Genomic DNA, 14014 nt, shown 5'->3' on the forward strand with positions numbered 1-14014 from the left:
TAAAAGTGGCCGGAACGAATCTGTTCCAGTCACTTTTTGTATATCTATTTTTATTTGTTAAAACGTGCAAAAAGTGGCTGATCCCTGCCATTTAAGCAAATCAATCCTTCATTCCAAAGCCCGGAATAGTCGATTGATTCACTAAAATTCTGGGATCAAACCACCACTTTTTACATGCTGCTTCTAGTGCCGACGATGCTTCACAAACGTAAAGAAATGAAGAATGCATCCCAACAACACATAGAAGATCACAACGAATGAAGCATAGCGCCACCAAAAGTCAGCAGTGGAAACCAAACGCAAACCAACTTGAATTCCCATTGTCAATAATGCCATTACGGCAACCATAAAGAACAATTCAATATATCGTTTCAATGTACTATCATCTCTCTTTTTCTCAGTATTTAAGCGATTGCCCCACTTGAGGCACTCCTGCTTTTTGTTTTCCGGCAAATCCTTCATTCCCCAGGTATTAGTTAATACCAACTCATGAATCTTGATCACCCCTGCTGCCGACATGACTTTATCAATTGTTCGAAAACTTTGATCGGTTACGCCGGTAACCCAGTTTTCGAAGGCGCCGGTATAACAATCGGTAATGCTCAAATAGTGTTTGTTCTTGAATCGATCAGGATGGGTTCCACCATCATGGTCAAACCGGACCAAGCGTTGACGCATACAGTCAAAGAAGTCTTTCATTTTACCGGCAAGGCCACCCCAATAAGTCGGTGCCGCAATCACCCAGACGTCACTTTCAAGCATTTTCTGTTCAAGCTCATCCAACACTGGATCCTTCTTATCGCCTTGGTCCGGCTTAAATGGATAATCCTCCAAGTACACCATATCAGTGGTATTGGGCGCCTTGACTGCTGACAAGACAGTTTCCAGCATTTTGTCAGTTGCCCCATCATTTCGATGGGAACCTAAAATTCCAAGTATTTTCAAGTCTAATCCCCCTGCATCTCATTATTTCAATGTTTTCTTTTAAGAAGTTTTAAATAACTGTATTTAACGGCTGTATCTAAAAGGCAGCGATTACGAATTGCAAGTTCAAAACGGTAATGATTGAAGTCAGTAAGTAGCCGATAATCGTGACGTACCGCTGGTTGGTATGAATCCCCATCAGCGCATGGTTACTGGTCAAAGCGACCATCGGAAACAGTGTAAACGGTAATGCAATCGACAACGCAATTTGGGCATAAACGATAATCTGCTCAAAATCGTGGTCGTTAAACCCAACCAGAAACCCAATTGCCAAAATCGGAATCAGGGTCACAAACCTGGTTAGCAGTCGCCGTTCCCACAGTGGCAATCTGATATGCAGATAGCCTTCCATCACAATTTGTCCAGAAAGCGTACTGGTAATTGAGGAAATCATTCCAGTAATCAGTAACGCAAACGCAAACAAAGTACTCATCAAAGGACTAGCCAAATTACCAACAACGGCTGAATTTTTCAAGCCGTCATAGACATCTTGAAACGCGGAAAGATGACCACCAGTGTGGAAGAACAACGTTCCACCCAGTACCAGCAGCAGTGCATTGATCAAAAACGCCGCGACCAGATGAACGTTGGAATCCCATTTTGCAAACCTCAAAGCTTCATTCACCTGCTTGGGGTTATGGTAATCATATCGCCTACTTTGGGCCAGTGATGAATGAAGGTACACGTTATGTGGCATGATGGTCGCCCCAACGATCCCTAAACTCATAATCAGCATTTCATGATTGGTTAGGATTTTGGGCGTTGGTACCATGCCACCGGCAATTTGAATCAGGTTTGGTGCCGCTCTTGATACTTCCACACCAAAGATAATGCCGACAATTAAAATGGCCGTCAACACGATAAATTCGATTCTTCTGATTCCAAATCGTAAAAATAATAGCACTAACAAAACATCGAATATCGTGAAGAGGATGCCATAGACTAAAGGCAGACCGAACAACAGCTTCAAAGCAATTGCCGTTCCGACCACCCCGGTCATATCGGTGGCCATCATTGCCAGTTCATTGATAATCCAGAGGGTATAACGGCCGCCTTTCGGAACTTTCTGAGCAATTGCCTGGGCTAGATCCAGGCGAGCCACAACGCCCAATTTAATCGAAAGTGTCTGCATAAACATCGCTACCAGAATCGACATTAACAAAACAGAAAGTAGCGAATATCGATACTGACTGCCACCGGCAAGAGAAGTCAGCCAATTGCCGGGATCCATGTAGCCGACGGCCACTAAGGCGCCAGGACCACTGTACGCCAAGAACTTTTGAACAAATGAAGTTTCATAAACACTGGGTACATCAACACTCTGGTTAATTTCATCAAGACTTTTATGCGTTGGTTCCTGGCTCATTAGCATCGCCTCCCTGCAGCTGTTTGACACTCAAGTCGGCCAAAAAATGACAAAACTCGTCACTGCCGTTCATCGGTCTGACTGAATCAAACACGTTTCCGCCGCTGGCCTTGAAGGTCTGGTAGTTTTGAACGTTGTTTTCTTCAATCGTTTCAAGACAGTCTTCCACAAATGACGGGGTTACCAGGAGCACGCTTCGTTTGCCCATTGCGGCCAGTTCCATCAGATAATTTTTCAAATATGGTTTCAGCCAAGGCATCGGTCCAAATTTAGATTGGAAAACGGTCTTGACCTTATCCTTGGGAACTTTGGTCAGATACTTTGTCACACCCTCAGTGGTGGCTTCACATTCGCCTTTATAGGGATCGCCCTTCTTAACCATCGACATCGGAATACCATGGTAGCTGAAGATGACGGCATCATAATTTTTCTTTGGGTAAGCCTCGTCAACTTGTTTAGCTAAAATCCGCTGATAGACTGGCTCATCATAGAAATTTTTGATGATGTGAGTCTGTACACCAGATGCATGAACCTTCTCAATAATCGTGTCGTGGGTACTTTGCGTATAGTTGGGAAATAACGGCAGCACAACGATTTCTTTATCGCCACGATCCTTCATTTCGTGGAGAACATCAACGATTCGTGGCTGGCCATAATTCATTGCATATTGAACATCCCATTCGCGCAGATCCTGTTGGACTTTTTGCTTCATAATCTCAGTGTAAGCTGTCAGCGGTGAACCTGCTTTGGTCCACATGTGCTGATAAAATGTGGCTGATCGCCAAGTCCTTGTGGGTAAAATCATCCCACGTAAAATAGGCTGCCAGAACCACTTTGGCAGCGTCACGACGTTTTGATCACTCAAAAATTCTTTCAAGTAAGCTTTAACATCTTTATTACTGGGTGATACTGGTGATCCCAAATTCACAAGTAACAAACCATTTTTCGTCAAGACGATCCCCTCCTCGTCGTATAGTGTTTATTTTAGAGGTTTATCGTGTGAAAGACAATTCAGGTGTGTTTAAAAGTCCACATAATATAGAAATATCTTGTCTTTTGAACTTATTTGGACGTCTGCAATGAAATTGACCTGTATGTTGGGTACAATGGAAGAAGGAAGGACGTGATACCTTGAACGACTCCAAAGAATATCTGGATTTTTTTGACCAGATGTATAATGACCCCAGCAAGCACAGCGGCTACAGCACAAACAGTAATTTAAGGTTTGAAAGTCGGGCAGACGCACTTGACGTCAAAAATATGCTGATCGAGAAAAGCGCCAACGCAAAATATTATAATTTTAGTGTTGAATACATCAACCCAAATAAATCAATGCAGGTCGGCTGGTACATCACTGTTAAAAAGATCGAAAAGAAAATCCAGCCCAGACCAAAGACAAATTCTGAAAAACAAAAAAAACAACCAAAAAAATAATCCTCTCTTTTTGCGTAATTACATAACAGATGGGGTGGTTCAACTGGTGTGGAGGTAAATAGTTAATGGAAAAAGATATGGTTCCTGAAATCACTTTAAACGACGGCTACAAAATGGCTTCAGTCCAGTTTGGAACCTTTCAAATTCGTGGTGGCGAAGGTCTTCAACAAACATTGGCTGCTATCAACGATGGTTACCGCGGCTTGGACACGGCGACAAATTACGATAACGAAGGCATGGTTGGTGAAGCAATTCGCCGTTCTGGCATCCCCCGTTCCGAATTCTTTGTGACCTCAAAATTGCCTGGAAAATACCACAAATATGATGAAGCAACCAAAGCAATCCAAGAATCGCTTTATCGATTAGGTCTCGACTATTTGGATTTGTACCTCATCCACTGGCCACTGCCAAAACGCGATCATTATGTGGAAGCTTTCCAGGCAATGATTGACGCCAAGAAGCGTGGCTTAATCCGATCAATTGGTGTTTCTAATTTTGAACCGGAACATTTGGACAGATTGATTAAGGAAACGGGCGTCACCCCAGCCGTCAACCAGATTGAGGCTCACCCTTACTGGAACAATGAACGAATGCTCAAAGCTGACCAGAAGCGTGGAATTGTCACCGAAGCGTGGAGCCCACTGGGTCGAGGAAGTGCCGCACTGAAGGAACCAATTATCCAAGAACTGGCAAAGAAATACGATAAAAATGTCGGCCAAATCATCTTAAAGTGGCATAATCAAAGGGACATCATCCCGGTTCCCCGTTCAAGCAACTTAGTACATCAAAGAGCCAACAAGGATATCTTTGATTTCAAGCTGACAGATGAAGAAATGAAGGCAATCAACGCATTAACAAAGCCAGACGGCCGAGTGGATGGCCAAGATCCGAAGGTGTATGAGGAATTTGAGTAGAGAGTGACGAGACCCGGGTGGCCCCGGAGTGTAAGGCAGAAATTTTAATGATGAACGGGTTTGGTTCATCATTGGAATTTTTGGCTTACACAGTAGGGGGCAGGGTCGTCGGAACTCGTTTCGGCTATATATAAGTCAACCGCCCATCATTTGCCACCCCACCACATTTCATGTTAGTATAGTAAATCCTGTTACTAACAAATTCCAAGTAACTCAACAAATCAATAACAAGCTGACCAGCAAGTATCGAAGTGCTGGCAGTTTTTATGTCAAAAAAGAGGGGTAAATCGTGAAATTAAACAAACATTTTCTAGCAATTACCGGCACACTCGCATTAGTTTTGGTTCTAGCCGGTTGTGGCAGTAACAAAAGTTCTGAAAAATCCAGCACAACAATGTCTAAAAATCAGACGGTTAACATCAGCACAGCATCCGAAATTTCAACTTTGGATACGGCCAAAGCATCAGACAGCGGTAGCTTGACACCACTTTATCAAATCGGTGAAGGAATTTATCGACTGGGGCCAAAATCAAAGGTTGAGAACGCGTTGGCAACCAGCACCAAGGTATCTAAAAACGGTCTGACATATACATTCAAACTGCGATCAAACGATAAGTGGAATAATGGCCAGCCGGTCACCGCAAACGACTTTGTATATGGTTGGCGCCGAGTGGTCAATCCAAAAACCGCAGCCGGATATTCCTATTTATTTGAAGGTGTGAAGAATTATAGTGCCATTCAAAAAAACAAGTTGTCGCCTAATAAGCTTGGTGTTTCGGCACCAAATAAATCGACCTTGGTTGTCCAGCTCAGCCATCCAGTTCCATACTTCAAGCTCTTATTGGCATTCCCAACTTTCTTCCCACAACAAGAATCCGCTGTGAAGAAATACGGCAGCCGTTACGGAACCAGCAGTGCCACTACAGCCTACAATGGCCCATTTGAGCTCGCTGATTGGAATGGAACCAGTGATACGTGGACAATGAAGAAAAATGCCAACTACTGGGATAAGAAAGCAGTCAAGCTTGATAAGCTCAACTTCCAAGTTGTTAAGACACCAAGTACTGGCCTTTCACTTTATCAGCAAAACAAACTTGATGTTGTGACACTTTCCGGTGAAGAGGTTCCGTCGTACAAGAACAAGCCGGAATTTAAAAAGTTTGTCGGTGGATCGACCATCTATTTGGAAATGAATCAAAAGCGCGTTAAGGCTTTGAAGAACGTAAAAGTTCGTCAAGCATTATCACAGGCTATCAATAAGAACTCACTTGCGACTCAAGTGCTGAGAGACGGTTCAACTGCGCCAAAGGGATTTGTTTCAACCAACTTCTTCCAGAATCCTAAGACCGGTGCTGATTTTGCCAGTGATGCCTATGAAAAATCAGGGGTTACCTACAATGAAGCCCAAGCTAAAAAGCTATGGACTCAAGGCATGAAACAAGTCGGTCTGAAGAAGCTCCACCTGTCCTTATTGAGTGACGATACTGATCAGTCTAAAAAGACGACTCAGTACCTGCAAAGCCAATTCAATAAGCTGCCGGGATTGAGTATTACCATCCATAACGTACCAACAAAGAGTAAATTATCCCGTTCAACCGATGGCGATTTTGATCTGGTTGTTTCATCATGGGGTGCAGATTTTGCCGATCCAATCAACTTCTTGGACTTGCTTACAAAGAGCAACCCAACTAACAACGGGCACTGGGTTAACGCACAATATGACAAATACATTGCCGCATCAAAGACTACTGATGCCAATAACCCTGACAAACGTTACGACGACTTGGTCAATGCCGAAAAGATTTTAATGAAGGATCAAGGTGTCATCCCACTGTATCAACCATCAACAACTCAACTATGGCGAACCAACATCCATGGATTTGTATGGAATCCAGCCGGAATGAGCAATGGATATAAAGGATTATACGTCACTAAATAATTTCAAACACACCGATAATCTTCTAAATATATAGCATCTGCATATTAAATACGGGTAGATTCCAAACGCTGACATCAAGCAGCGTTCAAAGGATTCTACCCGTATTTTGTCATACCATCATTTTTTAATCAGCTTATTTTTCTGGCACCATCGTTTTAGGAACATCCCATGTCAGACAGTGAACGGATCCGCCCATGGTTGAGATCTTACCAACATTAATTGGAATCAATTTCTTATGAGTGTGACTCCGAATTATTTTCAAAACTTTATGATCCATACTCAAACCATACTGTGGAACGTAGACCTTCGTTGGCGTTTCCAGCATATTAATGTACAACCCCTTGGCTGAAGCGATTTTTCGATCATATTGGCCACGAGAAGTATACGCCGAAGGCAAAACCACAAATTTAGCATTTGGAATGACAGATTTGATTTGATGTTCAACTTTTCTCAACAGTTTATGATTCCCTGAAAAGTCACTCACATATAATTCATTCCTGCTGATGAATTTCACCATGCCGTCAGCGTGGCCCAAAACATCTCCAGGTTCAACCGGAATAAAGATGACCCGTTTCACATTAAGTTTAGGCTTTAACTCACTTACAATCTCGCTTCGTGTCCATCCCGGATTATCATCAAACACATGATTTGTCAAAATGACAGTATCATGACCATTCCAAATAAGGTTTCCCCCATCCAATACCAGGTTACTGACTTGGTAATTGAAGCCTTCTTCATCAAGCCAAGTTCGAAATTGCCGATCCAGGTATGAGGCATCGGCCTTTGGCAAATAGTTGGATCCATACTTGAATTTCACCATTTTAGTTGTGATAACCGGTGCGACATCTCTCACCCAGATATCATCATAAGAAAATCGGCTTACCCTGTGATTCATTGACTGGTTGGTGATCGTAATCACATGTCTTGGGTCGGTGCGCGATAGTTGATTGCTGAAGGCCTTCAGTGAGTGACTGAATGGCTGATAATACGAATCACTTTTGACTGGTAATGCCGTATAAATGTTTGGCTCGTTTTGTGCTAGCGAAGGCTCACAACCTGCCACCAACAGACCACCAGTGACAACTGTGATAAAAGCAAGCACCCTTTTGAACAAAGCAGTTTTTTTCATAACTTCCTCCTCGTGTCATGTTCTGGAGTAAGTCTAACACGGGAATTTTTTATAATAATTAATAAAAAATATATCACCGGTGCTAACGAAAAAGGTAAGGGTTGACATCATCAACATTAAAATAATATATATATAAATAAAAAAGGACTGGAATTACCAGTCCTTTAATCTTATGAGTTACATTGCAACAGCATTATGCTGTACTCGAACAGCCTGCTCGAAATTATCGGTGATAATTCCGGCAACGTGGTCGGCCAACAACTTCTTTTGATCTTTTGGATCATCAACGGTCCAGATCCGCTCATCCACATTTGCCAGTGGTTGGTAATGGCTCAAGTGGAGTCCTGCCAAGTGTTCTTTAATGATGAGCGCCTTGGCGTCTTTTATAACGTGGTCGGATAGCAGGCAATATTGTTGAGATGGGTCGATTCGATAAGCAACTTTCAGTGAATCCAGGTTAAATGAGGAGTAAATAACCGGATAAACCAAATCATATTGCTTGACCAAGTCGAGCACAATCTGTTCAATCTTTGGATAATGAATCTTGTTGGTCTTGAATTCCAGGTTCAAATGCACAGGCTTACCTGCAGCAAGTGATAAGAGATCCTTCAATGTGGGAATGGTCTCGCCATCGCGCATGTGGAACTGTTGAAGCTCTTGTAAAGTGTACGAGTTAATCAATCCTTTACCATTTGTCGTGCGGTTAATCTTTTCGTCGTGCATAATGACTGGAATATTATCTTTAGTCAAATGAACATCGAATTCCAATCCATCAATCCCGTGATCGATCGCATATTGAAATCCTTTTAATGAATTTTCTGGAAATTTAAATGGGTAACCACGATGCCCAAAAATCAGTGTTTTGGTAGTCAAAATGGGTAACTTCCTTTCAATTCTCAACTCTCTTAGCCAACTTCCCTTTAAGACCCCACAGCGGGTCTTAATGGAAGCTGCTTATGATATTATCTGCCGTCGGCCTTATTGGTCGTCTTCAAGTTGGCGTTCATCGCCTTATCGGCCGTGTTCAATGCTGAGTTGATGTTACCACCGTTATAAACAGTTTCCATGGCAGTTTGTTCCAACTCACGGGTCAACTGCATGCCTTCCATCAAAATACCGGAATTGGTATTGTTTGGCTTGGCACTGGCTAATTGCTCACCTGGCACCTTGGCAGCAGGAATTTTTTTGTACAAATCTTGAAGGGTCTTAGTCTTTTGAGAATTCTTGTTCAAAGCCAGATAACCAGTAGCTTTTTGCCATGCAGCCTGGTTCTTGGCAGTTTGAGTGAACTTGATGAATTCCCAAGCACCACGTTGGGTTTTAGCAGGCTTATCGTTAGAAATCCAAAGGGCGGCACCACCAATTCCAACACCATTGGCCTTTACGCCATCTGGATGTGGGAAGTAGGAAATTCCCAGTTTATTCTTGTTTCCAGTAGTTAATTGACCAATGTATGCTGAAGACTGAACAAAGATACCTAACTTACCAGCTAAGAATGCCGCAATTTCATTGGTTTCGGCACTGGCACCAGAACCATAGTTGACGAAATCGCCAGATTTAATATTCGTTCTGATCCAAGTCAGGAACTTCTTGGTTGTTGGGTTATTGAGGTTAATCTTGGTTGGGTTACCAGTGTGACCGTCACCATTGTTAATTAGTGAGGTATGGGCATTGGCAAGAGCTTCTTCAAGTAACCAGCCATAAATTTCCATGGTCATACCCTTAACTTTGTGATGTGACTTTTTGTACAACTGTTCGGCAGCACGGGTAACTTCACTATAACTTGGTGATTTTGATGGTGGTGTGACACCATACTTCTTGAACAACGAAGCATTGTAGTAAAGCACAGGCTGCGAGGTATTGAACGGCATTGCCAGTTGCTTACCTTTATTGGAATAGAATGAACGGGCAACTGATGAGATATTGCTTGTGTCATAGTTGTCTTCGTCAATAAACTTCTGAACCGGTGTCGTGTACTTGCTGTGCATCATCTGAGCAGTTGAGATATCAAATGACTGGAACACAGCAGGTGATGCACTCGTTCCGTGGCTTTGAATGATCTTTTGAACAGCCTCGTCATAAACCCCTTGATACTGGGGAATCACTTCATATTTATTTTGAGACTTATTAAAATCATCCACCATTTTATCCAGTTGAACTTCTGCGGGGCCACCCATTTCATGCCAAAATACAACGGGAATTCGACCGGCTTTCGCACTGGAAGCATCCCTTGAGCCGTGGACGAATGCGAGTCCAAGAACCAAGGCAAATATTGCAAAAATTGGTAATGCGTAAGTCTTCAAAAAGGCAGTAAATTTCTTCATCATTTAACTGCACCTTCATTCACACCAGACTTGAAGTAATGTTGACCGATGAAGAGGACGATCAAAGTAGGAATAACCACGATGGCTGCGGTGGCTTGAATCATTCCCCAGTCATTAAAGGTTTCCTCAGATTGAAGTTGACGGAGACCGTTTTGAACTGGACGGAAATCATTACTGAAAGTCGTCAGCATTGGCCAGAGATATTGGTTCCAAGCTCCCAAGAAACTATAGGCACCGAGTGTCATTAATGGAATTCGGTTATAGGGAAGAACCATTTTCCAGTAGAACTGGAAGTGGCCTAATCCTTCAATATCGGCAGCTTCTTTCAATTCAATCGGCATCTGCATAAATGACTGACGAAGCATGAAGACACCAAATGCTGAAGTCAGGAATGGAATGACCATAACTGAGTATGAGTTCAACAATCCCAAGGCTTTAACCGTCTGAAAGTTGGGAATAATTTCAGCCTCAAATGGCAGCATCATGGTTGCTAAAAACATTCCAAATAAGAACTTACGGCCTTTAAACTTGAGAAATACAAATGCATAGGCACTCATTGAACAAAAGATTAATTGAGCGATCATCGTTGCAGTTGAGATCACCAAACTATTTCCCAAGTAACGAAGGATGGGCGTTTGGGTAAATGCATCGATGTAATTCTGCAATGAAACTTTAGTGCTCAAGAAGTTACCTTGGGCAATCTGCATCGTTGGTAGAAAGCTGGTCCACAATCCGATCAGAAATGGTGCCAAGATAATCAATGCTAAAACCGTCAACAAAGTGTAATCCCAGATTCGACGGGACAGCTTTGGTTTAGTTACAATATCCATTAGTAGTTCACCCGCTTTTCCAAAACTTTAAATTGCAGAAGCGTAAACAAAGCGATGATAATTGTTAAAATAATTGATTCGGCACTGGCTTGGGCAAAGTTACCACTATAAAAGGCATCTTTGTAAATTCGATAAACCAGCATGTTGGTTGCGTTGGTAGGTCCACCTTTAGTCATCAAGTCAATCAAGCCAAAACTCTTAAAGGATTCAATCAAAGTGATAATTGAAACGAAGAATAATGTTGGTGAGATTGAGGGAATGGTAATGTGGAAGAATTGGAAACGTGATGATGCCCCTTCAATGTTGGCTGCTTCATATAAGGTTGTTGGGACTGAAGACATTGCACCAAGTAAAATCAGAAATGTGAATCCCAAGTTCATCCAAACGGTGGTAATGATAACGGCCCACATTGCAGCTGTAGGATCCGTTAACCAAGGAATTTGTGGTAAATGCAGGAAGGTACTTGCTAATGAAAGGAATCCGGTCGAAGGATTAAAAATAAATAGCCAGAAGATTGCGGCAACGGAAACGGAAACGCCCATGGTTGCCGAAAATAGTGTCCGAAAAAGACCGATTCCGGGAAGTCGTTTGCTTGCCAGGTTTGCAAGAACCAAGCCCAAAGCAATCGTAATAATCGTTACAGCGAAGACGTAGAATAATGTGACACCCAAGCTGGATAGGTAATCGGCAGAAGTTAGCAAGTTAATATAATTGGAAAGGCCAACGAAAACGGTGGTTTTACCAACGGTATTGGTCAGAAATAAACTGAGATACAAAGTTTTGACCATTGGATAAAAGATAAATACACCTAAAATCAAAAGTGACGGTCCGAGAAATGCCCAGGCAAAATACTTATCCTTGGCGTTCAACGTAAATTTTGCTTCCTGATCGGCAATCTTGTTTTTAGTTTTTTCAACTGAAAGCGGAGATGTCGGTGTCGACTGTGCTGGAGATTTAAGCATGAACGTAAGCCTCCTTCGAAAGATTCATTCGATTACCATCTGCATCAAAGAACATCAAATTAGAATCGGCAGTGACTTTGATTGGCTGGAAAATGCGGTAATTGACCTGTCCGGGAACAACCACATGGATGTCTTCGCCGCTGTTAAGAGTGGCATAGATGATCGTTTCATCGCCCAAGAATTCAATATTCTTAACGGTGGCGTTTGCTTCAACACTCTCAGCTGCTTCAACCTTCATGTCATCAGGACGAATTCCGATTTTAACATTTTCAGCCGGAACTTCTTCATCCAATGCAATCTCCAAATCGGAATCCACATCGAGAACGTGGTTATCGGTTTGCGAACGTTTAGCATTAAGGATGTTGATTTGTGGGGTACCGAAGAACTTGGCCACAAAGTCATTTGCTGGATTTTGATAGATTTCACTTGGGGTACCGATTTGTTGAACATGTTTGTCATTCAATACCATGATGTGATCGGCCATTGTCATTGCTTCAACCTGATCATGGGTAACGTAAATCAACGTCAATCCAAGTTTGCGTTGCAGTGCATAAATCTCTTGGCGCATCTTGATTCTTAATTGGGCATCCAAATTGGATAATGGTTCATCCATCAAACAAATCTTGGCATCACTGGCAACCGCACGGGCTAAAGCAACCCGTTGACGTTGACCACCAGATAACTCACGGGGTTTGCGTTTGGCAAGCTCGGTCAGATTTACCATTTTAAGTGCTTCATCAACTCGTTGCTTAATGTCTGCTTGGTCCATTTTACGGGCCTTCAAGCCAAAGGCAACGTTATCCCAGACATTCATGAATGGGAACAAGGCATAATTTTGGAAAACCATTGTTAATTTTCGGGCTTTTGGAGCTAAATCGTTAACAACTTTGTCATCAATACTAACTTCACCGGCGGTAATTGGCGTCAAGCCGGCAATCATTCTAAGTAACGTACTCTTACCACATCCGGAAGGCCCAACGATGACGAAGAACTCGCCAGTTTCAACCTTCACCGAAATATCTTTCAGGACCTCTGTCTGCGCATCGTAATCTTTGCGGACGTTTCTTAAAGTAATTGACAAATATCTCACCTCAAAATCATTTATTTGAATACAATGATTATTGTGGTCGTTCAATGTAAAATCGTGATTTCGTTAATGTAAATTGCAGGTAAAAAAATCAAGGGCTATGTAAAGATTGTGTTTTCAAAGCTAGACCTGAAAACAAATGAAAAGGGCTCTAAAAGCATCTTAAAATGCTTTTAGAGCCCTACTCTGTTTGTTTTATCCATTAAAGCCTTCCCAGAATCCTTGATATTCTGCATGCATCCCACTTACAAATCCCTGCACAAAACCATAAATTTCCGGAACGAGAAACAATGTCACTAAGATGATTCCAAAAATGACAGCCGGCTTTGACAACGATCGGTTCAGTTGCCGCCAGTTAATCGTTACTAATAGTCCAACAAAACTTACAAACATTGGGAATCGAATCCATTGATGGACACTGCCGGCATCCACCCCAGCTACCATTAATATTCCATATAACACAACGGCAATTCCAAATGCCCACAAAACAATTTTTGTTGTTGCACTCATCTTTTGGTTCTTCATCAATTTATCCATTAATTCGTCGTCTCCTCTGATCAAATCATCCAATGATATTTTAAATAAATCACTAATCGCCACCACATTCGCAAAGCTTGGTAAGCTGACGTCCTGCTCCCACTTGGAAATTGATTGACGGGAAATATTCAACTTATCAGCCAATTCAGATTGTGACCATTTGCGTTGTTCTCTTTGTTTCTGCAAAACCCTTCCGATTTGCATGCCTGGATCACTCCTCTCAATTCCGTTGCATTGATTAATCCTAATATACTCATAACATTTCTAAAAGTCCACCGTATCTGGGTAACCAAATGGTTGCGGAAAAAACAATCGCAAACTTTACATACTTGGTTTGCGTTAACTTGCCGAAATTTTTTGACAGGCAAACAAATTATATCGTCCCCGATGATATTGCGTCTTTTGGCTTATTTACACCAATGTAAATCATGATATAATGATTTAAAAGGAATGCAAATTATCACCAAAACTACTTATGTCCGCTAGCATAGGTAGTTTTTTTATACCA

At 42.1% G+C, this 14014-nt stretch carries 13 protein-coding genes; 3 read left to right on the top strand and 10 right to left on the bottom strand.

Translation table 11 applies throughout. The annotated features are described in order from the left end of the window. Positions 1-183 precede the first annotated feature (183 nt). The 3 genes from FD17_RS06510 to hemH form a co-directional block, all read right to left on the bottom strand. Complete coding sequence (locus tag FD17_RS06510) at positions 184-945, bottom strand: flavodoxin family protein (RefSeq protein WP_057824841.1); 762 nt, start codon at positions 943-945, stop codon at positions 184-186. A gap of 76 nt (positions 946-1021) precedes the next feature. Further along, positions 1022-2350: an Nramp family divalent metal transporter gene (locus tag FD17_RS06515; RefSeq protein ID WP_057824842.1), complete on the bottom strand. Its 1329-nt coding sequence runs from the start codon at positions 2348-2350 to the stop codon at positions 1022-1024. After that, complete coding sequence (gene hemH / locus FD17_RS06520; RefSeq protein ID WP_057824844.1) at positions 2328-3302, bottom strand: ferrochelatase; 975 nt, start codon at positions 3300-3302, stop codon at positions 2328-2330. Before hemH ends, FD17_RS06515 begins: the two co-directional genes overlap by 23 nt. Before the next feature lie 179 nt (positions 3303-3481). Here hemH and FD17_RS06525 point away from each other — a divergent pair, with 179 nt between their 5' ends. The 3 genes from FD17_RS06525 (at position 3482) to FD17_RS06535 (ending at position 6637) form a co-directional block, all read left to right on the top strand. After that, positions 3482-3784: a hypothetical protein gene (locus FD17_RS06525; RefSeq protein WP_057824846.1), complete on the top strand. Its 303-nt coding sequence runs from the start codon at positions 3482-3484 to the stop codon at positions 3782-3784. A gap of 65 nt (positions 3785-3849) precedes the next feature. Then, positions 3850-4698, top strand: a complete 849-nt coding sequence (locus FD17_RS06530; protein ID WP_057824848.1) for an aldo/keto reductase — start codon at positions 3850-3852, stop codon at positions 4696-4698. A gap of 289 nt (positions 4699-4987) precedes the next feature. Then, entirely contained in the window at positions 4988-6637 is a 1650-nt protein-coding gene (locus FD17_RS06535) for a peptide ABC transporter substrate-binding protein (RefSeq protein WP_057824851.1), read from the top strand. Positions 6638-6770: 133 nt separating this feature from the next. On the opposite strand, the gene FD17_RS06540 is transcribed toward FD17_RS06535, so the two are convergent. The 7 genes from FD17_RS06540 to FD17_RS06570 all read right to left on the bottom strand — a co-directional run bounded on the left by FD17_RS06540 (position 6771) and on the right by FD17_RS06570 (position 13710). Then, the gene (locus FD17_RS06540; RefSeq protein WP_082617159.1) at positions 6771-7766 is read right to left on the bottom strand and encodes an agmatine deiminase family protein; all 996 of its coding nucleotides are present in this window, start codon (positions 7764-7766) and stop codon (positions 6771-6773) included. A gap of 177 nt (positions 7767-7943) precedes the next feature. Beyond that, a complete protein-coding gene (locus FD17_RS06545; protein ID WP_057824852.1) occupies positions 7944-8639 on the bottom strand; it encodes a glycerophosphodiester phosphodiesterase family protein in 696 nt (231 codons plus the stop codon). Between the two features lie 89 nt (positions 8640-8728). Next, a complete protein-coding gene (locus FD17_RS06550; protein WP_420864819.1) occupies positions 8729-10090 on the bottom strand; it encodes an ABC transporter substrate-binding protein in 1362 nt (453 codons plus the stop codon). After that, positions 10090-10920, bottom strand: a complete 831-nt coding sequence (locus FD17_RS06555) for a carbohydrate ABC transporter permease (RefSeq protein ID WP_057824857.1) — start codon at positions 10918-10920, stop codon at positions 10090-10092. Before FD17_RS06555 ends, FD17_RS06550 begins: the two co-directional genes overlap by 1 nt. Next, the gene (locus FD17_RS06560; protein ID WP_057824859.1) at positions 10920-11882 is read right to left on the bottom strand and encodes a carbohydrate ABC transporter permease; all 963 of its coding nucleotides are present in this window, start codon (positions 11880-11882) and stop codon (positions 10920-10922) included. The genes FD17_RS06555 and FD17_RS06560 overlap by 1 nt, the downstream gene beginning before the upstream one ends. Then, positions 11875-12963, bottom strand: coding sequence for an ABC transporter ATP-binding protein (locus FD17_RS06565; protein WP_057824861.1), 1089 nt, complete (start codon positions 12961-12963; stop codon positions 11875-11877). Before FD17_RS06565 ends, FD17_RS06560 begins: the two co-directional genes overlap by 8 nt. Before the next feature lie 201 nt (positions 12964-13164). Further along, positions 13165-13710, bottom strand: a complete 546-nt coding sequence (locus tag FD17_RS06570; protein WP_057824862.1) for a helix-turn-helix domain-containing protein — start codon at positions 13708-13710, stop codon at positions 13165-13167. Between the last annotated feature and the right edge of the window lie 304 nt (positions 13711-14014).

It is taken from the genome of Lentilactobacillus sunkii DSM 19904 (assembly GCF_001435575.1).
GTDB classification, from domain to species: Bacteria; Bacillota; Bacilli; order Lactobacillales; family Lactobacillaceae; genus Lentilactobacillus; species Lentilactobacillus sunkii.